A 23839-nucleotide genomic window follows, 5' to 3' on the forward strand; every position below is an offset into this window, starting at 1 on the left:
ATGGACTTAATAAATTTCAATTGGCTGGGGCTTGCGATAGTTATTATTCAGATATTCATCATAACCGATCCTGTCGGCAATCTTCCTATCTTCTACGCGCTGACAAAAAAGGAAAACCCGATCGACCGGCAAAAAACATTTTTTACGGCGGCGGTCACCGCGTTCACTATGCTTATCGTTTTCGCTTTCTTAGGGAATGCGATACTCGATCTGTTCAAAATAACTCTTGCCGATTTTCAGATAGCCGGCGGCATATTGATCTTGATCATAGCGACGCTTATTTTGATTAGAGGCACTTGGGCGGAAGAAATGGAACACCCTGAATCGGTTGGAGTAGTGCCTATCGCATGCCCGCTTCTTGTGGGTCCGGGCGCGATCACGACAGCAATGGTATCGATGGCTATAAACGGCATAGCGATAACGATCCTAGCCATTGCCGCGAATTTCTTCATCACTTTGGTCACCTTATATTTCGGAGAGAACATTTTTAAGTTCTTGGGTGAGAACGGGTCAGCGATAGTAGGAAAGGTTATGGCGATCATTTTAGCTGCTATTGCCGTAAGCTTTATTCACAGCGGAATAGCTTCTTGGATGACTGTGCCTGTCGTCAGGTGATGATTTGATAGAACAAATAAAACTGGCTGATGTTATTGTAGACAATGTAACAATGGCGGAAGCTTTGGATAAACTTCAAGAGCTTATCGCATCGAAGGTTCCAAGCATTATCGTCACCCCCAACCCCGAAATCATAGTTTCCTCACAAAACGACCCAGAACTTAAGGCAATAATAAACAACGCAGACCTAAGATTGCCAGATGGAATCTCTATGGTTGTAGTAAGCAAGATACTAGGTTCGCCTCTTAAAGAGAGGGTATCGGGCATTGATTTCCTGCTGGCCTCGTGCAAGCTTGCCGAAAATAGGGGCTGGAGCATATATCTTCTTGGAAGTTCAGAAACAGTTGTGAAAAAAACGGCTGAGAATCTTCAGGTCCAATTCCCCAAATTAAAGATCGCGGGATATCATAATGGGTTTTTTAATACTAAAGAAGAAGAAAGCTCAATCATCACCTCCATAGCCAACATAAAACCGACTATCGTTTTTGTAGGGCTAGGGGCAGGAAGACAGGAGCGGTGGCTCGCAAAAAACATGAAAGGCATAGGCTCCTCGACTGCGCTCGGGGTAAACTCCGGCGTAGGAATAGGAGTGGGTGGGAGTTTTGACGTTATTTCTGGACTAAAAAAACGAGCACCTGTTATATATCAGAAACTTTATATCGAATGGCTTTATCGCTTAATAACCGAGCCGCAGAGGTGGAAGAGGCAATTGGCGTTACCGAGGTTCTTGTGGTTGACGTTGATAAAAAGATGATATAATTCCCATATGAAAGAAGAAATTGTCGAGAAATTAAAAGATCTATTCGCTTCGAAGAAAGAGATTTCGATGGCTTTCCTTTTTGGGTCACAGGCAACAGGAAAAACAACTTCTGAATCCGATATCGATGTAGCTGTTTGGTTTTCAAAAAATGTTGAGCTCAATGAGATCGATAGGCTTTGGCTGGAGATCGAATCTTTGCTGCACAATAACGTCGATCTAATTATTCTTAATCAAGCCAACCCAAATACCGCATGGGCGGCTATGCGGGGAATAACTCTTAAGATCACGGATTATCGCTTATATTACATAGATATTTGCAAGATACTGCTTGCAGGCGAAGATATCGAGATGCCCAACAGCTATAGGGAAGTCATATTGAAACTAGCGGAAATGAAAATTTTAACGCTTGGAAAGGTCGAAAAGATAGCCGATTATGCCAATCTGCGGAATATTTTGGCTCACCAATATCTTGATATTAAGTGGGATAAGATCAGATCGTTTATTGCCAATGCATTGGATGATTATAACGAATTTATTGCGATCATTTCAAAGAAGATAGGGATTTGATAAATAATTCGCAATTCGAAAAAACTTTGGAAATTCGAGATGCTTAACTCTTTTCCCCCAGCCAAACCATTCCCCAATCAAAATCATCATCTGCGGCAAGATGAACGGGAGAGCCGAATCGATAAACACTAAAATGTCCACAGGAAACCCAAGACAAAATACGCTATCAGTATTAAATTTGCCGACATGCCGCCCCATATTGTGATTAACCGATCTGCCGCCATCTAAAATTGGAAGCCTATAAAGCCTGCCTAATCCTTCGTCAGATACTGCGGATAGTCCAAGTTCCAAACAAGCAGCAGTTTTTACAAAACGATGCTGTGAGGTATTTACGATCCCGGAAATTGCCGGCATAAAATACTGTGGCGCATATTTCCATGAGCTTCCTGCAACTTCCTGAATGACAGTAGCAAGCGGCGGGATTTCAGCAAATCCCATTCTTTGCCAATATCTTATTGCCGTATCGCTATAAGCCGAATTATATACAGCGGCCAGTTTTTCAATAAATCTGCTCTTGCAGAGGACCGCATTGCCAATTCATTGCGGAATTTAAGTTCAGCCAAAGTTAAAAAGATATCATCTAACTTTCTTTGATCAAACTCGGTAACAAGAGTAGGGGGTGCTACGGATTGTGGGTGAATGCCAAAATAATCGTCGCAAACAACCAATGACCTTGGAACATCATAACCTGTTACGGCGTCAGTGTATTTTGCGTGATCCAAGAAGAGGGTTCCTTCGCCTTTACCGTTAGGATTCCCATTACCTAAAACATGAACCCTTCCTGATTCACTTCTGAATAATCCTGGCCGAACTCTTTCAAATCGCCCAAGATTGCCGTAGATTTCTGATGTTATTACTCTGAACGCCATGTTTCTTTATCGAGTCGTTTAGACGAGAATTTCACCGATTATGATATAATAACCTTATGAAAATCATCGAAGATGCAATCTCAATTTCCGAATTGAAACAAATGGCCGAGAAAGGGTTTGGGAACTTCGTTAAAGCTGTTGTTGATATTGAAAGAAATATAATGGCAGTCGACGCTGAGTTGCATGCCGACGAGGAATCTCTTCTTCTTGAAAATGGATCCAAACAATCGAATTTGTGGGGTATAAATATTTATCCTGAAAACAAAAAACAAGAATGGATCGAGTTTGATTCTATGATAAATCTCAAACCATCTCTTGGCAATCGCACAAGAAGCATCCAAGACCAAGCAATAAAAGACACGATCACTCAAATTGTTCACAATATTGTTACACCATGAATTATCAACATAAAGAATTAGCTTCAGGCCGATGGAACAACTTCTCCTTTCTAGAGCAAATGGCCAATGTTGGAAGCGAAGTTGAAAGAGCTATCAATTGGCGAAAAAGAGGAAACATGAAGAACTCACAATCGGCATTTGATAGGACATTGGAACTATTAGATCTAACGATAGCAGATAACAAGAACACAAAACGCTTAAAAGAAATAGTTAGGACAAGAGAAGTTTTGGCGGATTATTTCGCTTTCGACAATAAATACAAATCAACCGATGAAAACTGGCAGAATTACTTTTTGGCGTTCAATTATGCAGCTAGAATAAACGCTTAATTTAGGCTAATTCGTTCAATTCGAGAAAACTTAGGAAATTCGATCAATTAGCGACGCCACTCCCATTCGAGGTCTGGCAAATTTCATCTTGGCTGAACGTATTATTGGTGTTATAATTTCCTCCAATGGTAGAAGAAAAAGGAACAAACTTAGAACCGCCTGTTAATTCAAGATTATTAAAAGAAATAACTAGGAGAATAGTCGCAAAGATCGATCCGGAAAAGATCATACTTTTCGGATCACATGCCTACGGCAATCCAAACAAAGATAGCGATCTCGACCTATTTATCATAAAAAACACGAAATTACCCGCCAGCAAAAGATACGCGATGATAAGCGATGCTCTCTTCCCAAGGCTCGTTCCAATGGATTTCATTGTAAGGGCCCCTAAGGAGATCGATTCTCGCCTTAAAGGTTTTGATCCATTTATTAAGGAAGTGCTAAATAAAGGGAAAACTTTATATGAAAGGAAATAACTTCTCAATTGAATGGGTTGAAAAATACTTAAAAGCGCTCCTGACAATGAACGAAATTGAATTTCCAAAACAGCACGATCTAGAAGAACTTCTTTCCCTTCTTCTAAAAAAAGATCCTTTTCTAGCGACGATCCGCAATGATCTGGAAAAATTAACTCCTTATGCCGTCCGATTTAGATATCCTGGCGACGAAGTTCCGGCAAAAGAAGTAAATGAAGCGGTAATTATCACAAAATGCTTACGAATTATTTTAAGAAAGAAATTGGGGCTAAAAACAAAATAATGACAGATAATATACTATTAGATATCGAGCTTCCAGGCATCAAATTATTCAAAAAGGGCAAGGTCAGGAATGTTTATGACCTTGGAGATGCGCTTCTGATCGTCGCGTCCGACCGCATTTCCGCTTTTGATTCCGTCATGCCAAACGGCATCCCAGATAAAGGAAAGATACTCAACCAAATATCTCTATTCTGGTTCAACTTCACTAAGAACACAATCAAAAACCACGTGATAGAATCTGATGCAGAGAAATATCCAAAAGAACTTTCCCCCTTCAAGAAGATGCTGTCTAAAAGATCGCTTATAGGCAAAAAAGCTGATTTGATCCCGATAGAATGCGTTGTTCGCGGTTATCTCTCTGGATCGGGATTAAAAGAGTACAATAAGGCAAAATCTATCTGCAGCATTAAATTGCCTGACGGTCTTGTTGAATCTTCAAAACTCCCTGAACCAATTTTCACTCCAACAACAAAAGCCGATGTCGGACATGATATGAACATTAGCTTTAAAGAAGTTATAGACAAAGTAGGAGCAGAGACAGCAAATACCCTAAGAGATAAAACCTTGGCTATCTATACATCTTGTGCGAATTATGCTTTATCAAAGGGAATAATCATAGCCGATACCAAATTTGAGTTTGGATTTTATAATGGCGAAATTATTCTTATTGATGAAATCCTGTCACCCGACTCGTCGCGCTTCTGGCCAAAAAACAAGTATGCTCCAGGAAGATCACAACCAAGCTACGACAAACAATTCGTAAGAGATTATCTTGAATCGATCAAATGGGACAAAGAACCGCCCGCTCCAAAACTTCCTGGCGATGTTGTCGCAAAAACAAGAGAAAAATATTTCGAAGCCTATAAATTGCTTACAGGCAAGGAGGTGCTCTAGGGAAAAATGACCAATGACCAAGTTCCAATGACCAATTAGGAGGAACAATATGAATATAGGAAAAGCATTCGGAGATTCTTGGGGGATATTCACAAAGAATTTAATTACTATAATCTTAGCCTTTATTGTTGTCGGGGTCTTGGGCATTCTAACGCTGGGGATTCTCTTGCTCCCGCTTTTTGTCGGGTTCCAAATGATGTTTGTTAAAGCAAAACGCGGCGAACAGATCTCTTTAAACGATGTATTTTCGCAGATCAAGAATTTTTGGAGGTTCCTGCTTTGCGTTATTATAATCGGCCTGACATGCTCTATATTCTTCCTTGTGTCGGCATTGTTCTTCAACTTTGGTTATAATTTGGTCGGGGGCATCCTTGTCGCCTTAGGGATAATAACCGCAATTTATTTCGGGGTTAGCTGGATGTTCGCCTTCCTAATAATCGCGGACAAAGGCATGCCTGCTATTGACAGCTTAAAGGCAAGCAAGATGATAGTTTCAAAAAATAACTTCTTCATGCATTTGCTAATGCTTATTTTAGTGAGCATTGTGGGGAATAGCGGGTCGTATGCATTGATGATAGGCATATTGCTGACCTTCCCGCTGGCACAGGGAGCTTTGGCCTGCGCGTACGCGGACGAATCGAAGTAAGCTAACTCACCCCCTCCCTCACAAAGTTCGGGTTTCCCCCTCTCTTATAAAGAGAGGGGGATTAAGGGGGTGAGTTGAAAAGGAAATAATATGGATATAGGCAAGGCATTTATCGATGCTTGGGAAGTTTACAAAAAGAATTATATCGTTCTAATATTATCTTATTTGACTTTTCTCATATTATCGGTCTTGACCCTTGGTGTTTTGGCCATCCCTCTAAGTGTAGGGTTCAAGATGATGTATGCAAAAGCATCAAGGGGCCAAGATATTGTCTTCAACGATATCTTTTTGCAAATGAAGAATTTTATGCCGCATGGTTTCAATGCAAGTAATTATATTCCTTCTTGTTATGTCTTATACTTCCGGAGTCATAACCTGTGCGTACCTCCAGGAAAGCAAATAACAAATGGATAAAAAGACAAAAAAAATAAAGATCGGGAATATTGTTATTGGCGGCGGAAATCCAATCGCCGTCCAATCCATGACAAAGACCGATACATCCGATGTTAAAGCGACAATAGCAGAGATACATAAGCTCGAGGCCGCAGGCTGCCAGATCATAAGATGCGCGGTCCCCGATGAAAAAGCCGCACACGCTATAGGCGAGATAAAAAAGAATATATCGATCCCTTTAATAGCCGACATCCATTTTAACTACAAGTTGGCGATTATTTCGGCAGAAAATGGCGCGGATAAGCTTAGGATCAATCCCGGGAACATTGGCGATATAGAAAAGATAAAGTCGGTAGTTTCGGCGGCAAAAGAAAGGAATATCCCGATACGAGTCGGGGTAAACTCCGGGTCGCTCCAAAAAGATATTAAAAAAAAATATTTCCACCCGACAGCAAAAGCTTTGGTTGAGAGCGCATTGCAGAACGTCAAAATACTTGAGAAGCTTAAATTCACAAATATTGTGATAGCCGTTAAATCAACATCGGTACCGATAACGATCGAGGCTTATGAATTATTATCCAAAAAAGTGGATTACCCTTTGCATGTTGGTCTAACAGAATCGGGCATTTCAAAGATAGGAATTATAAAGTCATCAGTTGGAATTGGATCGATCTTATCGCGAGGGATCGGAGATACAATAAGGGTATCGCTTACCAGGGATCCAATTGAGGAAGTTAGGGTGGGATTTGAGATATTAAAATCGCTGGAGAGAATTAAGCACGGGATAGTCTTGATCTCTTGCCCCACATGCGGCAGGACCGATATCGATGTTGAAAAGATATCAAAAGAGATCGAGGAAAAAACAAGGCATATAACAGCGCCTCTAAAAGTTGCTATAATGGGATGCGAAGTTAACGGCCCCGGGGAAGCAATGGATGCCGACCTTGGGCTCGCGGGCGGCCGAGAAGTAGGGCTTATTTTCAAGCATGGCGAGATCCTAAAAAAAGTGAACGAGTCCGAAATGGTCAAAATCCTGCTTCAAGAAATTGAAAGCATGGCGAAAGAATATCAAGGGGGATTATAAAACATGATCGATAGGTATACGCTTCCAAGGATGAAAGAAATATGGAGTGAAGAGAATAAATTTAAAAAATGGCTTGAAGTAGAACTTGCCGCATGCGAAGGATGGACGCGGTTAAAAAGGATACCTTCTTCTTGCCTAAAAAAGATCAAGAGCAAAGCGTCTTTTGATGTTAACCGCATAAACGAGATCGAAAAAACCGTGGATCATGACGTTATAGCCTTCCTAACGTCGGTTGCGGAAAAAGTTGGCCCCGATTCCAGGTTCATCCATATGGGTCTTACATCATCAGATGTTGTCGATACTTCTTTATCGCTGCTTATGCGTGAAGCCGGAACTCTGATCTTGAACGATATCAAAGACTTGATACGTGTTTTGCGGCGCATGGCAAAGAAATATGAAAATGCGGTCATGATGGGACGAACTCATGGAGTTCATGCCGAACCTATGACCTTTGGCCTCAAAATGGCGCTGTATATGTCCGAAATGGAAAGGAATTACGAGAGAATGCAAAAAGCAGTAAGTGTAATTTCATACGGCAAATTCTCGGGAGCTGTTGGAACATACTCAAACATAGATCCAAAAGTTGAAGAGATCGCTTGCGGGATATTACAGTTAACGCCTTCAAAAGTTTCATCTCAAGTATTGCAAAGGGATCGCCACGCCGAATATTTAACGACAATAGCTATTATCGGTGGAACGCTGGAAAAGATAGCTCTAGAAATTCGAGGCCTTCAAAAGACAGAGATCGGAGAAGTCGAAGAACCCTTCAAGAAAGGCCAAAAGGGATCGTCAGCAATGCCTCACAAGAAAAACCCTATTACATGCGAGCGGATCTGCGGGCTGGCGCGGGTCCTTCGCGGCAACGCAACGGTCGCCGTTGAAAATATGGCCCTTTGGCACGAAAGGGATATATCGCATTCCGGCGCTGAACGCATAGTGATCCCAGACTCAACAACGCTTTTGGACTATATGCTAACTTCAATTACGCGCGTTGTCGATAATCTTATAGTAAACACAGAGAACATGAAAAGAAACATCGAAAGAAGCGGCGGCCTTATTTATTCGCAAAGGCTCCTTTTGGCTTTGGTAGACCGAGGCTTAACCCGAGAAGACGCCTACCAGCTTGTCCAGGCGAATGCGATGAAGGCGCGGGGACTTAGCAAGAACCTGAAAACCGTTGTCATGGAAGACTACAAGATCACAAAACATTTATCGCTGAAGGATATTGAAGAAATATTCGATATCCGTTATTATCTAAGGAACGTTCCAAAAATATTTACAAGGCTGGGAATAGCATGAAAGCAAAAATTTACGTAACGCATAAGAAAGGCGTTTTAGATCCTCAAGGAAAAACGGTCGAATCAGCGCTCAAGACTTTGGGATACAAGAACGTCTCGAACCTCCATGTCGGAAAATATATAGAGCTGGAAATCGATGGCAGGGACAAGAAAAAGATAGAAAAACAAGTGATCGAGATGTGCGACAAGCTTCTTTCAAACCCTATAATCGAACAGTATAGATTTGAGGTTGTCCCGAGCGGAGTCGAGGGATGAAGTTTGGGATCATAGTATTCCCGGGGTCAAACTGCGACCATGATATCTACCACGTCATAAAAGACGTCCTAAAACAACCTGTCGAATACATTTGGCACACGGAACACAACTTAAGCGGCTTTGACTGTATTGTTCTTCCGGGAGGCTTTTCTTACGGCGATTATTTGAGATGCGGAGCAATAGCTCGATTTTCAAAGGTTATGGAAGCCTTAAGACAATTCGCGGATTCGGGAAAACTTGTGGTCGGGATCTGTAACGGATTCCAAATATTATGCGAAGCCGGATTTTTGCCGGGCGCTCTGCAGCGAAATAAAGATCTAAAATTTATATGCAAACATATCCATCTTAAAGTTGAGAATAACAAAACAAAATTCACAAAAAAATATGGTAGGGGAGAGGTATTAAGAATTCCAATAGCCCATGGCGAAGGAAATTATACCTGCGATAAGCAGACCCTCGCCTCGCTAAAAAAGAACAATCAGATCGTTTTCACATATCACGGCGAAAACCCTAACGGCAGCATGCTAAATATTGCGGGGATTTGCAATAAAAAACGCAATGTTATAGGCCTTATGCCTCATCCGGAACGCGCGTCGGAATCGATCTTAGGGTCAACAGACGGATTAAGGTTCTTTAAATCGATCCTTTCCCGCTGAAATTTCTCGCAAAATCTGCCGATATATAATAATATATGAAAAATATCGGTTCTTTGTGCTCAGAACCTGAGACTGAAGTCTCGGTTCCTCGCATATCTATAAAGAAAAATGGAACCGCGAATTCATTCGCAGGTTCCATTTTCAAAATGCTATTTATTTTCATCTTATCTTTTTCAACTTTATTTATTTTGGCCGGATGCGGGGTCGACTCGAACAAATATACAATAAGATCAATAACGCTATCGCCATCTAACGCCCAAATATTTTCAACAAAAACACAGCAATTTACATGCAAAGCCCTTTATGGTGACGGTATGCAGCGCGATTTTTTTGGCGCATCTTTTGCTGTAGATATTCCAAGTTCTGGTATAATTGATAAAAATGGGCTTTTTACAGCGTCTAATACAAACGCAACGATCGAAGCTACGATTACTGCGGCTTATGGGAATTTAATGGCAAGCGCTGAAATTACAGTGAGCCCGGAAATTACAACAAAAGAAGCGGTTGCTTTGGTAAATACGCCGGAAGTTCCGCAAAACCTTGCCGTTTCAAATATAACCCCCTACACAGCGAAAATTACAATTAGCGGCGGCGCTGACGGCTATATCCTGTCATTTGGTTTAGATGAAGCGGCATCAAATTCCGGCCTGATCGAAGCTATGAGCAATACAATCCCATTGTCAGGCCTCCCGTCAAATTCGGAGATATTTTTCAAAGCTAAAGCTTTTAAATACGCGGATACAGGGCGCATATACAGCAATTATTCGAATATTTCAAGCTTTGATACCGCAAATTATCCCATTAAATTCGATATTTTGGAAAACAAGATCATTGATGACAAAGGAAATACAATAATTTTCCGCGGCGTCAATATATTGGACCCTGCATGGATGGATTTGATCTATAAAAATATCGATGATAAATATTTTTCAGCGCTTGCGTCATGGAAAGTAAAAATAATTAGGGTCCCGATACATCCGGCAGCTTATAAATATTACGGCAGTACCGCATACCTTAAGATACTGGATAAAGTATTGGACCTTGCCGCATCGCATGAAATATATGCGATATTAGACTATCATTCCATAGGATTTCCGCCTGAAGGTGAATATATGGGTCTAACAGGAACAGATACGCCATGGACAGGATCGATATATGCGTATACAATCCAAGAATTGATAGATTTCTGGAAAATCATTGCCGAACATTATAAGAACGACAATAGAGTTGTGTTTTATGAGCTTTTTAATGAGCCTACAAAGACCAATTTACCTATAACTGATTCTACCGACAATCTAATAACCGGAAGCTCATTGGATAAGATATCATGGGGCTTATGGAAAGCCCAAGCTGAAATTTTAGTTGATATTATAAGAAATATTAACGAAAATGCAAAGATCATAGTAGGGGGGATAAATTATTCTTATGACCTATCGTATGCACTGAAAGATCCCGTAAACAGGCCAAAGATTGTCTATGGCACGCATCCATACCCGAATCAATCAATGAGCTCGGACACCGCATTTGGCAATTTAGTGTCAAAATACCCGGTTTTTGCTACCGAATTCGGCTATGCTCCGGGAGCCGCGGGCAAACATTACCAAGGTGATGATGTATACGGAACTCAAATTATCCAGTATTTAGAGGGCAAGAAAATAGGATGGACGGCTTGGAACTTTAGTACAGAATGGTTTCCGTCATTGTTATTAGACTGGGATTATAATACGACCGCGTCGGGTAGTTTGTTCAAAAATCTTCTCAAGTCGCACTAATTCAATTTTGGCTGTTAAAAACCTCTGTGGACAAGTCATGGGTGACGCAGTTTTTGGCATAGCATAAACAAATACGAGCTATTCATCACCCACTATATACTTGACATAAGATATATTATACGACGTTGTATGGGGCACAAAAATATATGTTTTTATGGCATATTTTTGGGGGACTTAACTAATCTCCGACGCCTTTTACCCTTAATCCTATCGAATAGTTCCTTGCCGAATTGAAAATATCGTCAGCCTGGAAGAAGATGTCGCTATAATTATACATCTTATAGAAGGCTGTAGTCCTGATCTTGGGAACTGCCGGCTTTGGATTGTTGAAATCATACAGATCGCCGCTTATGATCATAGCTTTTGACGCAAAGAAATCCAACCCGCCTCCAAGGAATGTATTGATCATTCCCAGGCGCATTCCCATATCAGATGTTAATCTTCGTGATATCTGAATGTCTAGCAAGCTCAAGTTCCGAGTAGGCCCCTCTCCTATTCCGACCCTTAAAAAATCCGTCGGGCTTTGGACTATATCCAAATTACCTCTCACGCTGTTAGCAGTGGTACCATATTGCATATCAGCCGAAGGCTTAACATTTAATTTACCGAAAGAATCAAAAAAGTTATTGGCTGAAGCTAAGGTTCTATTGGTTTCTTGAACAGTACCTTTAACGGAAGCTTGAAAGTTTGGATCTCCGGTTATCTTCAAAATACTCGCATTTGTTTGCCTTAACTCGTTTGTGAGCCTTTCGACATCTGCCGCTACCTTATCCGCGGTAAATACCGCGCCCTTAAACGCAGCTTGCAGGTTTGGGTCCTCAATAATGCTTCTTAATGTTAACAATATCTTTTTTGTCTCGACCAAATTTTGAGACCCGATATCAACAAAATCGACCAGGCCTGCGGTTGAGATACCGCTTAGCGCCTTTCCTTCTTTATACGCGGCTTCAGCCGTCCCTGGCCTGATCTCCAAATATTTAAGGCCTACAATGCCGTCGAACCCTATCCTTAATGTCGAGTTTTCAGGGACAATAAGCCCTTTTTTGATTATCGTATGGATCTTAATATCTTGAGGCCCAGGGTCTATTTTCATTACCTTCCCGACAGTAAACCCCCTATACCTGACCTCGGACCCGATCGTTAGCCCTTCAATGTTTGGGAAAGACCCCATTAATTCGGTACCTTCCCTTATTAAGAACAGGTTGCTTTTCCAAGAGATAGCAAGTCCCAGCGCGATAAATACAACCATTGTAAAGATCCCGACCTTTGCAGCTGCGGATAATTTCATACTAAAGCATCTCCTTTATTTTGTGCTTTCAAGCCCGGCATTGATAAAATCATATATTATCTTGTTTGTTGATCTTTTTGTTTCAGAAACTGTCCCGCTCTCGATGAATTTTCCTTTATGCAGCATTATTATCCTGGATGCTGTCCTAAAAATAGTGCTTAATTGATGGGTTACGACAATCGATGTAACCTTTAATCCTCTTCCCAATTCAATAATTAGGTTTTCTATATTCGTTGAAGTTATGGGGTCAAGGCCAGTTGTCGGCTCGTCGTATAATATAATTTTTGGGTCAAAAGCGAGTGCGCGCGCGATGCTTACCCTTTTTTGCATGCCGCCAGACAGTTCGGACGGCATCAGGTCCTCTTTGCCGGCAAGATCGACAAGCTTTAACTTTTTTGAAACGATAGCGCTTATTTCCCTTTCGGATAAATTGGCATGTTCGCGCAGCGGAAAAGCGATGTTTTCACCTACTGTCATCGAGTCAAAAAGAGCGGAAGACTGGAAAACCATCCCGATCTTTTGCCTTAGCTTCAACAAGCCTTCTTCGGATAATCTATTTATGTCCTGCCCATCAATGAAAATACTTCCCGATGTAGCATCTTCAAGCCTCAAGATGAGCCGCAACAGGGTGCTTTTTCCGCAGCCAGACGGCCCAATTATGGCTAACGTTTCGCCTTCGGGGATAACGATCGAAACATCGTCCAAAACCGTAAGCGCACCATATTTTTTTGTTAAGCTCAATATCTTTATCATTTAAATAACAGTACCGACAAAAAATAATTAACGACGAACAATGCGATGAGACATGAAACCACAGATGATGTCGTAGCTTCCCCCACTCCTTTCGCCCCACCTTTTGTTTTAAGTCCCCTGTAGCACGCGATTATCGAAATGATAATACCGAAAATTAATGATTTGAAGACGCCGCCGTAAATATCGCTCGTTTTTATGAACTGCTGAGCAGAATTGATATAATCGACAGAATTGATCTTTATCAAATAAACTGCGACCAGATATCCGCCCAAAAAGCAAAAGATATCGGCAAGCACCGTAAGCAACGGGAGCATGAACGTGCAAGCAAGCATTCTCGGCCCAACAAGATATTTTACAGGATTACTGCCGGCCGCTTTTAGGGCATCTATCTGTTCAGTTACGTTCATCGTGCCGATCTCGGCTGTAATTGCGGCTGCAACCCTAGACGCTATAACGATCCCCGTTAATGCCGGGGCAAGCTCGCGAGTAACAGCTATCCCCATGACGCCGCCTATATATTTGCTCGCGCCAAATCGTACGAATTCGGTCCCGATCTGCACAGCAAAGACCATGCCTACAAAAAATGCGGAAGTTGCAGCTATCGGCAGGGAATTGATGCCAACTTTGACCATCTGATCGAAAACCAATTCCGGCCTAACTTTCCCGGAAATTAAGCTTTTTAGGGTATCAATGAATAATTGCGTGGAATGCCCGAATTCCTCGATGATCTCGATAGATTTATTCCCCAAGTTTTCGATGAATCTGTTATTTTCCATTATACGCCCTTATTGCATACGGGATATTTTCAATAATATCCGATGCTATCATCCCATACTCGCCTTTATCTTTTTTGGACAAGTCTCCGGCTATCCCATGAATATTTACCGCAAGGCATACCGCATCAAAGATCGGCAATCCCTGCCCAACAAAAGATGCGATGATCCCGGTCAATACATCCCCGGATCCGGCGGTCGCCATCCCGGGGTTCCCTGTCTTATTTACATATTCGAGCCCGAACGGGCTTGCGACAACCGTATTATATCCCTTTAAAACAATAATTGCGTTCCATTTTTTTGAAAATTCTTTAGCGATCTTCAGGCGATTTTTCTGTATATAGTCAATTGATAAATTCGCAAGCCTAGCCATCTCTCCCGGGTGTGGCGTAATAATTATTTGTAAATTAGTTTTTTCCAGATCATCGCCGTTTAACACATTAAGAGCATCGGCATCTATTATTAATGGGCAATTTGAAGTTTTCAACAATTTGAGAACTAGATCCTTTATGTTTTCACTTTGCGAAAGGCCTGGGCCACAAGCAATACAATCGTATTTAATATCCGACATCTCGTAATAATTTTTTATGATAACTTCTGGTGTTGCCAGATTCGCGATATCTTTTAAACTTGAAGGAACTGCCCAGTAAACAAGCCCCGCCCCAGCCCTTAATGCCGCGCGCGATGCCAAGACCCCTGCCCCAAGCATCCCAGATGATCCGGCAACGATAAGGACGCGGCCATAATCGCCTTTATTCGTATCATTTTTTCTTTTCGGTAATTTATTTTTCAACATATACGGTGGCCACGGCATAATCCCTGCTATGCGAAAGGCTGACATGGACTTTTTTAGCAATTTTTCTCTTGAGATATATTTGAGGTTTCCCAAGCAGGTCATTTACAACTTCAATATCCGTCCATGCCGCTCCGTTCTTATCCTTTCCGATCCCTCTGATCCCTGTTCCTATCGCTTTAGAGAACGCTTCTTTAGCGGCAAATCTGGCGGCAAGCTCGGGTATTTTGAAGCCTTTCTTTAATGTGCAGTAAACGATTTCGCGATCAGTATATATTTTTTTTAGAAAAGAATCTCCATATCTCTCAACGGAGGAACTGATACGGTCAATTTCAATTATGTCGACGCCAATTCCTTTTATCATTAATAGACAGGTGTCACCCAACTTGAATATTTAGGATCGTCGCCGCGAGCCGCGCGAAAATAAATTTCTTGCAGCTTCTTTGTTAAATTCCCTATTTTCCCGTCTTTTATTGTCTTATCGTCGACTTGGATGATAGAAGATATTTGGGCACCGGTCCCGCAAAAGAATAGCTCATCGGCGGAATATAATTCATCTTGTTTGATCTGCCGTTCAACCGTTTCGATGCCAAGTTCTTTTGAAGCAAGTTCCATCACGGCAGCTCGAGTTATGCCCGGAAGAATTGTTTCGGAAAGCGGCGGCGTTATCAGCTTGCCGTTCTTGGCTACGAACAAATTTTCCCCCGATCCTTCGGCGACTGTTCTTTCGTGCGATAGAAGGATCGCTTCGTCAAAACCTTTTTCTAAAGCTTCCGCTTTTGCAAGGGAAGAATTAAAATATGCGCCGGTGATCTTCGCTCCTTGAGGCGCCGATCTCTCCGAGATCCTATACCAAGAAGAGACGCAAACTCTTATTCCCTTTGTAATATCAAGATATGCGCCAAATGGGGCCAAGAACATGCAGAAATCATCTTCGATCCCTAAAAGGCCCAGTCCAATTTTTTCCTGGGATTTATAATAGATCGGTCTTATATAGATATCTTCTTTATATCTGTTCTTTTTTGTAAGTTCAACGGTAATATCCACCAATTCATCGATCGAATATTTTGTGGCGGTCTTTAGAGCGAGAGCCGAAGATCTTTGAAGGCGCTCAAAGTGTTCTTTAAGCTTCAAGATATACATCTGGTTTTTGTCGGCATTCCAATATGCTCGTATGCCTTCGAAAACTCCTGTACCATAATTGAAAGCATGAGTCATTATTCCGATCTTTGCATCGGAAAACGGGACTATTTTCCCTTTAAAAAAAGCGTATTTCATGATTATGGTTTGGGGACTTCCAAATCCTTGCAGATTTTCTTGGCTAAGAATTCATGAATTTCATTGTGCCGGGGAATAGTTGATGTTTTGCGGTTGGATGAATTGAAATAAACTGTATGTCGGGATCCCTCTCGAAGGAAACGGCAACCGTTAAGGGTTAGATGTTCTATTAAATCCCTTCTTTTCATTAAACATTAACTCCGATTTCCTCTTTTACCACTTTCTTTCCTACAATATCTCTTTCCGCAAGTTCACGATTTGATTCTAAAATAAGTGCAATTGCTTCTTTTAAATTTTCCCTGGCGTCATCCAATGTTTTACCCTGGGTATTGGCTCCAGGCAGTTCTTCCACATATCCGAGAAACCAATCTTCCGTTGTTTCAAAAACCGCCGTAAAATTATTTATCATTATTACACCGCCTTAATGCGCCCTAATTCTATCATAAAAACATTTCTGTGAAAAGGTGAGATTTTCGAGGAGGGGGCTGAAGCCGATTGATCTACATCCTCTCCGGAGCCGAAACTTTTAATAATTCTAACACATTGCGAAGTACTATTCGAGTGGCAGAAACAAGGGTAAGCCTAGAATACGAAAGCTTTCTATCTTCGGTTATCACTCTGCATTGATGATAAAAATTATGGAAGTTTTGCGCAAGATTTTTCGAATATTCGATCAATATATGAGGCTCGCGACGCTTTGCCGCAGCCAGGATCTCGTCCGGATAATCAAGCAGCTTCCTCATGAGTTTTCTTTCGGATCCGTGCGTTAGCTTCGATAGATTTGGAGCGCATTCATAAAAAGTTTTTTTATCATTGAATTCTTTTATTATGCTTGAGATCCTCGCATGGGCATATTGGACGTAATATACGGGATTGTCAGAGGCTTGCGCTTTTGCAAGTTCGAGATCAAAATTCAAATGCGAGTTGACCGATGTCATGGTCATAAAAAATCTTGTAGCATCACGCCCGACTTCGTCGACTACTTCATTTAAAGTCACCATGTCCCCGGTTCTCTTCGACATTCTGACAGGCTCTTTCCCGCGAAAGAGGGAAACAAGCTGTCCGATTATCACTTCGAATTTCGATACCTGTAGGCCAAGGGATTGGATCGCCGCTTTCAAACGAGGAATGTAGCCGTGGTGGTCCGCGCCCCATACATCTATCATATAGTCAAAACCTCTTTCATATTTGTCGGCATGATACGCAATATCGGCCGCAAAATATGTTGTTTCGCCATTCGCCCTGATCAAAACACGATTCTTATCATCGCCCAGCTCTTGGGATTTAAACCACAAGGCACCCTCTTCCTCAAAAGTCACACCATGCATTTTCAATTTCAAAATAGCATCTTTTACTTTATTGTTCTTATGGAGTGTTTCTTCGGAGAAGAATCGATCGAATTTGACACCAAGCTTCTCGAGTGATGCCTTCTGTTCATTAAGCATTATCTTTAATATTATTCTTCTGATGTCCTGCTTGCCCGCCGAAGCCGAGGCTATGGCGGGATCTTCTAATATCCTGTTTACATAATCTCCGCCATACCCACCCTCGGGGATCTCTGTACCATTGATACGCGCCTTGACCGATAGCTCCAGCTTATCTATTTGGTTGCCGACATCGTTCACATAAAATTCGCGCTCAACTGTATACCCGATAGCTTCTAGAAGGCTAGCAATATCGTCTCCGATCACCGCCCACCTGCCATGACCCACATGCAAAGGGCCGGTAGGATTGGCCGACACAAATTCTACAAGCACTTTTTGGTTCTGGCCAAAATTGGATCGTCCATATTGATGGTCTTTATCAATTATTTCAAATAGAATATCTTGCAGGAACTTTATGTTTAATTTGAAATTTATAAACCCGTTCCTGGCCGCTTCAACTTTTTCAAAGGTATTATTGGTAGATAGATCAGCGGCGATAAAAGACGCGATCTCAAAGATCGGTTTGTTGACAATGGGCGCCAACTTTAGCACTATATTTGTCGCAAAATCTCCGTAGCGTTCTTGAGGGATCGAAATGTCTACTTCGGGCAAAAGAGAGGGAGAAACAAGCTTTGATGCCGAATCTTTGACTAATTTAGCTAGTTTCTCCCTCATAATATTGAATATCCTTTCTTCGTATTAACCGCGAATTCATTCGCAGGTTAATTCTCTTTTGACTTATCGAAGCTGGATTTTACTTCATTGAATTTTTCTTTGCCTTTCTCAATTGCTTCGGATACTTTCTTTCTGGCATCTTCGCCTTTTTCTGGAGCAAAAAGAAGCCCTGCTACAAAACCTATTATCCCCCATCCCAATATCCCCTTTAACAGCTTGCCCACTATTTATCACCTTCCTTCATAATATCGATTGATTCTTTGACTTTATTTATTATATCAAGGTTCCCGATCTTCTTTTTTGCGATTTCAATGCCAGAAATAATAAAATCCATGATGCTTATCAAAAATGCCGCCGCTTTGATCTCTTTTTTGAGCCTGTTTGTAACAAACCGTATGTCAAGAAGAACTAAAACTCCAAGTATTGCAAGAACAATAAGCGCAATAAGTAGTATTATTCCGCAAAATTGAAGAGCCAAACCCATATATAAACTCATTTTTTACCTCCTTGCCTTAGGATATGATCCAAGCAGCTTATAGAAAGCGACTTTGCTCTCAATCATCCTAAGCGCCCTAGAAATGTCGATATCATCCCTGTGGCCTTCTAGGTCGACAAAGAAATAATAGTCGCCCAATTCTTTTTTTACGGGGCGGGATTCTATCTTTGTAAGATTTATGTCGCGCTCTGCAAATTCGGCTAACACATCGTGCAGACCTCCCGGCCTATCCTTGGGAAGAGTAAAAACTATTGATGTTTTGTCTTTTCCTGTTTTCTTATGGTCCTGTTTTGATAATATTACGAACCTCGTTTGGTTGTCCTTTGAATTAAGATCACGCGCTATTACCGATAAGCCATATAATTTTGCGGAAGCCAAGGTGCCGATCGCCGCGAATACCGGACCTTTGACGACGCCATGGGAAATGATCTTTTCGCCAAGTGATTGCGCGACCTGCTTTGCCGCTTCCGATGTTGAATATGACAAATGAAGTTTAGCTTTTGGTAGTTTTCTCCTCAAATAATCTTTGCATTGCTCAAGCGGCTGGGGATGGGAGATAACATCGGTTATTTCGTTGGCTTTAACCCCTTTCTGGGCTAAAAGATAATTATGGACGGGGAAAATAAGTTCGCCGCAGATCTTCAAATTTACATCGCGAGCCAGCATATCGGTTACGGTCCCTATCGTTCCTTCGATAGAATTTTCGATAGGAACTATGATCTCATCAACGCTTTTTTTATCGGCAGAGACCAGCGCATCGTGGAAAGTGGCAAAAGGCTGCATAGAAACTTTGCCTTTGATCTTTCTTGCATAGATCTTGCTGGCTTCTTCTGAAAATGTCCCTTCAGGACCTAAGTACCCTACTTTCATACTGCACGACCTCCATGTTGGATTCTTTGAGCATCTGGCTTGCCAATTCGTCGGGGTATCCGCCTTCGTAAACCAAACGGACGATCCCCGCATTTACCATCATTTTAACGCAAATAACGCACGGTTGATAGGTGCAATACATCGTACTGCCGTCTATTTTAACTCCATGCACCGCAGCCTGTATGATGGAATTTTGTTCAGCATGGAGGCCGCGGCACAACTCATGCCTCTGTCCCGATGGAACATTCATCTGTTTACGTATGCAGGTTTCTTCGGTGCAGTGCTCAAATCCCTTAGGCGATCCATTATACCCTGACGCTAACATATGGTTGTCTTTGACTACTATCGCCCCGACTTGGCGCTTAACGCATGTCGCGCGCGTTGAAACATCTTTGGTTATTTTCATGAAGTACTCGTCCCATGAAGGTCTTAAGTCCATTATTTTTTCCTGGTAATAACAGACTTTACGGCTGCAACTATATCTTGAGGCGTTAATCCATATTTGACAAGCAATTCTGCTGGCTTTCCCGATTCCCCAAATGTGTCTTTGACGCCCACACGCACAACGGGGACGGGATACGTTTCGCACAACACCTCCACAACCGCGCTACCCAGCCCCCCAATTATAGAATGTTCTTCTGCCGTCACAACTGCGCCTGTTTTTTTTGAGCTCTTAATTATCAATGCTTTGTCGATCGGCTTTATTGTGTGCAGGTTAATTACTTCAGCGGATATCTTTTTATCTTTTAATATTTTTGCGGCTTCGAGCGCGGCATCAACCATGATCCCGCATGAAAATATTGTCACATCTTTGCCTTCTTGCAGAACTATCCCCTTGCCAAGTTTAAAATTGATCTTTTCGTTCTCATATATCACAGGTGTAGCCAACCGGGAAAGCCTTACATAGGCAGGCCCGTGCAGTTCAGCAACTGCCCTGATCGCGGCGGCAGTTTCTATTGCATCGCATGGAGCTACAACTGTCATATTGGGAAGAGGCCTCATTATAGCTATATCTTCGTTTGCTTGGTGAGAAGCTCCATCTTCGCCTGTTGTTATCCCGCCGTGGGTTACGACAACTTTAACGTTAAGCCTTGTATAAGCACACATCATCCTTATCTGGTCCCAAGCCCTGCCCGATCCAAATACCGCGAATGTTGAAGCAAAAGCGATCTTTCCGGCTGCCGCCAATCCAGCGGCTGTTGAGATCATGTCTTGTTCAGCGACTCCCATATCAAAAAATCTTTCAGGAAAAAGTTTCGCAAAGTTCACAGTTTTCGTCGAGGCCGAAAGATCCGCATCCAATACCACAATATTTTGGTTTTCCGCTCCAAGAGCGGCCAATGTCTTGCCGTATGCATCCCGTGTCGCGATCAATTGTTTAGCCATTATTTTTAAAACACTCGCAAAGTTCGCTTAAAGCTTGCGCTTCCTCTTCTTTTGTGGGGGCTTTCCCGTGAAAATCGAGCGGTTTCGCTTCCATGAACGATACGCCTTTCCCTTTTACAGTGTCAGCAATGATCACTGTCGGCGACCCCTTGATCTTTTCCGCTTCTTCAAAAGAAGCAATTATCGCATTGATTGAATGCCCGTCACATTTTAACACATGGAAACCAAACGCTTTGAATTTATCGGCTAGAGGCTCAATATTTTTGATATCCTCTACCCGGCCATCGATCTGATATTTGTTCCTGTCGACTATGACCGTCAAATTATCGAGCTTTTTATGCGAAGAGGTCATAGCGGCTTCCCAGATCTGGCCTTCTTGGCATTCGCCATCGCCTGTTAAACAATATATCCTATAAGATTTCTTGTCGAGACGCGCGGCTAACGCCATCCCGTTCGCGGCAGAAAGCCCCTGTCCCAATGATCCGGTTGATATTTCGATCCCCGGAAGCGAAAGCATATCGATATGTCCCTGAAGAGAGCTTCCAATCTGTCTTAATGTTTTAAGATATGATTTTGGGAAATATCCGGCTTCCGCAAGAGCCGCATAAAGTACCGGCGCTGCATGTCCCTTCGACATCACAAACCTGTCGCGATCGGCCCATTTCGGCTCTTTTGGATCATGCCTCATTTTATGAAAATAGAGGACAGTTATGATGTCGGCAGCCGAAAGAGACCCTCCTGGATGCCCCGATTGCGCACGGCAAGTCATTTCTATTATATGCTTGCGCAAAGTGTTGGCTTTAATTTCTAATTCTTTGAGTAATTCTTTCGAAACCATTTATAGAATGATATCATGAATAAAAAGAGCGTTCAAGAAATTTCAGAACTTGTATCCAAAATCGAGATAAACCCCGGAAGACGTATTATAGCCGGATTCAGCAAAAAAATTATTAGCATTCCTGCCGATCTGTACGCCTATCCCGATCTTTCCGCCATCAGAGACCAAAGACGGCATACCGACCAAGTACATGACAGGATTTGAAAAATTATGGTAAGTTACAGTCGGCCCCCAGTAGTTTACATCGGCTTTGAACATCATGCCAATTTCAGCCATTGTAACTGTATAATCGACGCCCGATCCAAACCCTGCGCCCATTACAAGTTCGCTTCCTTTGTCCAAAGGAGCTACGTAATCTGCCATTAGGGCCGCAGACCCGGCAATTATCCCGCTTTTTATTTGGAATGTTTCCCCTGGAGCCTTTGGCGCCGGCTCTACCGGTTTTACAACCGGCTGAGGAGGAGGAACCGTTATCGGAGGCGGAGGATGTGCCGTTATTTTTTCTGGCTGCGGAAGCGAAACTTCTTCCTCGCCTTGCAGCTTTTTTAATTTTTTCTTTAATGCCTTGATCTTCGAATTTATAGCATTCATCTGCCTCATGAGGCTTTTTCTAAGCGCCGGATTTTTGGCTCTTTTAAATTTTAATCCTAAAGATTTGAGGTTTGAAGTGAGTTTTTTTATCTGATTTTGAATTATAGAAACTTCGCTTTCCGCTGCCGGGGGCGCCTCTTCCTCAATAATTTTGGGTTCAATTTGGGGCGCAGGCTTGTGGTAAGCCCGATGGATCCTCGGCTTGTATATTCTGCGCGCCTTGCCGATTATTTTGGGTTTAAGCAGTTTTTCCTTAAGCTTTTGAGCCTCAATTATCCTATTCAACTTCTCATTTCTTATCTCAATAATAGCTTTGTTGATCTGCTGTATTTCGTTCCCGATCTGGCGGATTTTTGTTTTTATCACCTTTTGTTTTTTTACGGCAGTGGCATTTTTATTCGCGGCAAATGAATCGGCTGAAGAAACAAATAGGATCAAAACAAATAATGAAACAATTTTTGTTTTCATGATCGATTATGGACATAATAACGAAAACAAGTTGTGCTTGTCAAGCTCAAATATAGGAAGGCATTATTATTTCCAGCTGCAATTTTACGCGGAATTTCCCCCAAACCCTATTCCTTGCTAGGTCAATCAATTTTCTTACATCTTGGCATGTCGCCTGCCCCAGATTGACTATAAAATTCGCATGCTTGCTAGAGATCTGCGCGTTCCCTATCCTTGCCCCTTTAAGCCCGGCATCTTCAAGTAATTTTCCAGCAAATTGGCCTTTCGGATTTTTAAAAATGCTGCCCATGGACGGTATGTCGTAAGGCTGCTTCTCGATCCTGTCTTTCATATATGCTTGCATTTTTTCTTTGATATTTAATGCGGTGTCGCGGTCCAAATTAAGCTCAACTTTTTTGATAAATAAGCTCGTTTCAGTAAAAACGCTGGTCCTGTAGTTGAATTTGCAATCGGCTTTGGAATATACATTTTCTTTGCCGTTTTGGTCGATGACCAACACCTTCTCGACAAATTTCCCGATCCATAACTCTTTAAGGCCTGCATTCATCACAACCGCGCCGCCCAGCGTCCCAGGGACACCCGCCAAAAATTCAAGCCCGGTCAGGCCGTTTTTCCTTAGGTCATTCAATAATTTCTGCAAAGGCATGCCGGCATCGACTAATGCATTTTTGCCGGCAATTTCGATATTATCCATCCCAAGCTTTATCACGACACCATTAAACCCTTTGTCAGCAAACAAAATATTTGAACCGAGGCCCAAAATAAAATATCTTAATTTTTTCGACCTGGCAAAATCAATGGCTTCAACAATCCCATCTATATCCCTTGCGGTCGTAAAATATAAAGCGGGGCCGCCGATCTTGATCGTTGAATGGAGAGATAAGGGCTCGTTTTTTTGCAGTTGAAGCATTG

Annotated in this window: 34 protein-coding genes; 15 read left to right on the plus strand and 19 right to left on the minus strand. The window is 42.1% G+C overall.

What is annotated here, in order from left to right; all coding sequences use genetic code 11:
* From HZC34_05630 to HZC34_05640, 3 genes are read left to right on the plus strand one after another with little or no spacing between them, the layout of a single operon-like run.
* Positions 1–615 (plus strand): MarC family protein, encoded by a 615-nt coding sequence (locus HZC34_05630; protein MBI5701304.1) that lies wholly within the window; start codon positions 1–3, stop codon positions 613–615.
* 4 nt (positions 616–619) lie between these two features.
* Positions 620–1369: a WecB/TagA/CpsF family glycosyltransferase gene (locus HZC34_05635; GenBank protein ID MBI5701305.1), complete on the plus strand. Its 750-nt coding sequence runs from the start codon at positions 620–622 to the stop codon at positions 1367–1369.
* A 12-nt stretch (positions 1370–1381) separates the two neighbouring features.
* Positions 1382–1942, plus strand: coding sequence for a DUF86 domain-containing protein (locus HZC34_05640; GenBank protein ID MBI5701306.1), 561 nt, complete (start codon positions 1382–1384; stop codon positions 1940–1942).
* Here the strand turns inward: HZC34_05640 and HZC34_05645 are convergent.
* Positions 1922–2380 (minus strand): hypothetical protein, encoded by a 459-nt coding sequence (locus HZC34_05645; protein MBI5701307.1) that lies wholly within the window; start codon positions 2378–2380, stop codon positions 1922–1924. The two genes, HZC34_05640 and HZC34_05645, sit on opposite strands and share 21 nt — an antisense overlap.
* A gap of 14 nt (positions 2381–2394) precedes the next feature.
* The gene (locus tag HZC34_05650) at positions 2395–2811 is read right to left on the minus strand and encodes a hypothetical protein (GenBank protein MBI5701308.1); all 417 of its coding nucleotides are present in this window, start codon (positions 2809–2811) and stop codon (positions 2395–2397) included.
* Between the two features lie 56 nt (positions 2812–2867).
* Here HZC34_05650 and HZC34_05655 point away from each other — a divergent pair, with 56 nt between their 5' ends.
* The 12 genes from HZC34_05655 to HZC34_05710 all read left to right on the plus strand — a co-directional run bounded on the left by HZC34_05655 (position 2868) and on the right by HZC34_05710 (position 11294).
* Positions 2868–3209 (plus strand): hypothetical protein, encoded by a 342-nt coding sequence (locus HZC34_05655; protein ID MBI5701309.1) that lies wholly within the window; start codon positions 2868–2870, stop codon positions 3207–3209.
* Positions 3206–3538: a hypothetical protein gene (locus HZC34_05660; protein ID MBI5701310.1), complete on the plus strand. Its 333-nt coding sequence runs from the start codon at positions 3206–3208 to the stop codon at positions 3536–3538. The genes HZC34_05655 and HZC34_05660 overlap by 4 nt, the downstream gene beginning before the upstream one ends.
* 125 nt (positions 3539–3663) lie before the next feature.
* Positions 3664–4014 carry a nucleotidyltransferase domain-containing protein gene (locus HZC34_05665; GenBank protein ID MBI5701311.1) on the plus strand — a complete coding sequence of 117 codons (351 nt, stop codon included), beginning with the start codon at positions 3664–3666 and terminating at the stop codon, positions 4012–4014.
* Positions 4001–4297: a HEPN domain-containing protein gene (locus tag HZC34_05670; GenBank protein ID MBI5701312.1), complete on the plus strand. Its 297-nt coding sequence runs from the start codon at positions 4001–4003 to the stop codon at positions 4295–4297. The genes HZC34_05665 and HZC34_05670 overlap by 14 nt, the downstream gene beginning before the upstream one ends.
* On the plus strand, positions 4297–5190 hold the full coding sequence (locus tag HZC34_05675; GenBank protein MBI5701313.1) for a phosphoribosylaminoimidazolesuccinocarboxamide synthase: 894 nt from the start codon (positions 4297–4299) through the stop codon (positions 5188–5190). Before HZC34_05670 ends, HZC34_05675 begins: the two co-directional genes overlap by 1 nt.
* Positions 5191–5239: 49 nt before the next feature.
* Positions 5240–5836: a hypothetical protein gene (locus tag HZC34_05680; protein ID MBI5701314.1), complete on the plus strand. Its 597-nt coding sequence runs from the start codon at positions 5240–5242 to the stop codon at positions 5834–5836.
* Positions 5837–5926: 90 nt separating this feature from the next.
* Positions 5927–6250, plus strand: coding sequence for a hypothetical protein (locus tag HZC34_05685; protein ID MBI5701315.1), 324 nt, complete (start codon positions 5927–5929; stop codon positions 6248–6250).
* Positions 6243–7313 (plus strand): flavodoxin-dependent (E)-4-hydroxy-3-methylbut-2-enyl-diphosphate synthase, encoded by a 1071-nt coding sequence (gene ispG, locus HZC34_05690; GenBank protein MBI5701316.1) that lies wholly within the window; start codon positions 6243–6245, stop codon positions 7311–7313. Before HZC34_05685 ends, ispG begins: the two co-directional genes overlap by 8 nt.
* Before the next feature lie 3 nt (positions 7314–7316).
* Positions 7317–8612, plus strand: a complete 1296-nt coding sequence (locus HZC34_05695) for an adenylosuccinate lyase (GenBank protein ID MBI5701317.1) — start codon at positions 7317–7319, stop codon at positions 8610–8612.
* Positions 8609–8866 carry a phosphoribosylformylglycinamidine synthase subunit PurS gene (purS, locus tag HZC34_05700; GenBank protein MBI5701318.1) on the plus strand — a complete coding sequence of 86 codons (258 nt, stop codon included), beginning with the start codon at positions 8609–8611 and terminating at the stop codon, positions 8864–8866. Before HZC34_05695 ends, purS begins: the two co-directional genes overlap by 4 nt.
* The gene (gene purQ / locus HZC34_05705; GenBank protein MBI5701319.1) at positions 8863–9522 is read left to right on the plus strand and encodes a phosphoribosylformylglycinamidine synthase subunit PurQ; all 660 of its coding nucleotides are present in this window, start codon (positions 8863–8865) and stop codon (positions 9520–9522) included. The genes purS and purQ overlap by 4 nt, the downstream gene beginning before the upstream one ends.
* 146 nt (positions 9523–9668) lie before the next feature.
* Positions 9669–11294 (plus strand): cellulase family glycosylhydrolase, encoded by a 1626-nt coding sequence (locus HZC34_05710; GenBank protein ID MBI5701320.1) that lies wholly within the window; start codon positions 9669–9671, stop codon positions 11292–11294.
* A 178-nt stretch (positions 11295–11472) separates the two neighbouring features.
* Here the strand turns inward: HZC34_05710 and HZC34_05715 are convergent, their stop codons facing one another.
* From HZC34_05715 to murB, 17 genes are all read right to left on the minus strand, one after another.
* Positions 11473–12582, minus strand: a complete 1110-nt coding sequence (locus tag HZC34_05715) for an MCE family protein (protein ID MBI5701321.1) — start codon at positions 12580–12582, stop codon at positions 11473–11475.
* 15 nt (positions 12583–12597) lie between these two features.
* Entirely contained in the window at positions 12598–13335 is a 738-nt protein-coding gene (locus tag HZC34_05720) for an ABC transporter ATP-binding protein (GenBank protein MBI5701322.1), read from the minus strand.
* Positions 13332–14111 carry an ABC transporter permease gene (locus HZC34_05725; protein MBI5701323.1) on the minus strand — a complete coding sequence of 260 codons (780 nt, stop codon included), beginning with the start codon at positions 14109–14111 and terminating at the stop codon, positions 13332–13334. Before HZC34_05725 ends, HZC34_05720 begins: the two co-directional genes overlap by 4 nt.
* Positions 14101–14904, minus strand: coding sequence for an NAD(P)H-hydrate dehydratase (locus HZC34_05730; GenBank protein ID MBI5701324.1), 804 nt, complete (start codon positions 14902–14904; stop codon positions 14101–14103). The genes HZC34_05725 and HZC34_05730 overlap by 11 nt, the downstream gene beginning before the upstream one ends.
* Positions 14891–15265 carry a holo-ACP synthase gene (gene acpS, locus HZC34_05735; protein MBI5701325.1) on the minus strand — a complete coding sequence of 125 codons (375 nt, stop codon included), beginning with the start codon at positions 15263–15265 and terminating at the stop codon, positions 14891–14893. The genes HZC34_05730 and acpS overlap by 14 nt, the downstream gene beginning before the upstream one ends.
* On the minus strand, positions 15265–16179 hold the full coding sequence (locus HZC34_05740) for a branched-chain amino acid transaminase (protein MBI5701326.1): 915 nt from the start codon (positions 16177–16179) through the stop codon (positions 15265–15267). Before HZC34_05740 ends, acpS begins: the two co-directional genes overlap by 1 nt.
* A 2-nt stretch (positions 16180–16181) precedes the next feature.
* Positions 16182–16367 carry a type II toxin-antitoxin system HicA family toxin gene (locus HZC34_05745; GenBank protein MBI5701327.1) on the minus strand — a complete coding sequence of 62 codons (186 nt, stop codon included), beginning with the start codon at positions 16365–16367 and terminating at the stop codon, positions 16182–16184.
* The gene (locus tag HZC34_05750; protein MBI5701328.1) at positions 16367–16588 is read right to left on the minus strand and encodes a type II toxin-antitoxin system HicB family antitoxin; all 222 of its coding nucleotides are present in this window, start codon (positions 16586–16588) and stop codon (positions 16367–16369) included. Before HZC34_05750 ends, HZC34_05745 begins: the two co-directional genes overlap by 1 nt.
* Positions 16589–16679: 91 nt before the next feature.
* On the minus strand, positions 16680–18278 hold the full coding sequence (locus tag HZC34_05755) for an arginine--tRNA ligase (GenBank protein MBI5701329.1): 1599 nt from the start codon (positions 18276–18278) through the stop codon (positions 16680–16682).
* 47 nt (positions 18279–18325) lie between these two features.
* The gene (locus HZC34_05760; protein MBI5701330.1) at positions 18326–18505 is read right to left on the minus strand and encodes a YtxH domain-containing protein; all 180 of its coding nucleotides are present in this window, start codon (positions 18503–18505) and stop codon (positions 18326–18328) included.
* Positions 18502–18774: a hypothetical protein gene (locus HZC34_05765; GenBank protein MBI5701331.1), complete on the minus strand. Its 273-nt coding sequence runs from the start codon at positions 18772–18774 to the stop codon at positions 18502–18504. The genes HZC34_05760 and HZC34_05765 overlap by 4 nt, the downstream gene beginning before the upstream one ends.
* Positions 18775–18777: 3 nt before the next feature.
* Positions 18778–19644, minus strand: coding sequence for a prephenate dehydratase (gene pheA, locus HZC34_05770; GenBank protein ID MBI5701332.1), 867 nt, complete (start codon positions 19642–19644; stop codon positions 18778–18780).
* Positions 19619–20083 carry a dCMP deaminase family protein gene (locus HZC34_05775; GenBank protein MBI5701333.1) on the minus strand — a complete coding sequence of 155 codons (465 nt, stop codon included), beginning with the start codon at positions 20081–20083 and terminating at the stop codon, positions 19619–19621. The genes pheA and HZC34_05775 overlap by 26 nt, the downstream gene beginning before the upstream one ends.
* Positions 20083–21030 carry a transketolase family protein gene (locus HZC34_05780; GenBank protein ID MBI5701334.1) on the minus strand — a complete coding sequence of 316 codons (948 nt, stop codon included), beginning with the start codon at positions 21028–21030 and terminating at the stop codon, positions 20083–20085. The genes HZC34_05775 and HZC34_05780 overlap by 1 nt, the downstream gene beginning before the upstream one ends.
* A complete protein-coding gene (locus HZC34_05785; protein ID MBI5701335.1) occupies positions 21023–21868 on the minus strand; it encodes a transketolase in 846 nt (281 codons plus the stop codon). Before HZC34_05785 ends, HZC34_05780 begins: the two co-directional genes overlap by 8 nt.
* 42 nt (positions 21869–21910) lie before the next feature.
* Entirely contained in the window at positions 21911–22927 is a 1017-nt protein-coding gene (locus tag HZC34_05790; protein MBI5701336.1) for a hypothetical protein, read from the minus strand.
* A 46-nt stretch (positions 22928–22973) separates the two neighbouring features.
* On the minus strand, positions 22974–23837 hold the full coding sequence (gene murB, locus HZC34_05795; GenBank protein ID MBI5701337.1) for a UDP-N-acetylmuramate dehydrogenase: 864 nt from the start codon (positions 23835–23837) through the stop codon (positions 22974–22976).
* Between the last annotated feature and the right edge of the window lie 2 nt (positions 23838–23839).

The organism is Candidatus Saganbacteria bacterium, from assembly GCA_016223245.1.
Classification (GTDB): domain Bacteria; phylum Margulisbacteria; class WOR-1; order XYC2-FULL-46-14; family XYC2-FULL-37-10; genus JACRPL01.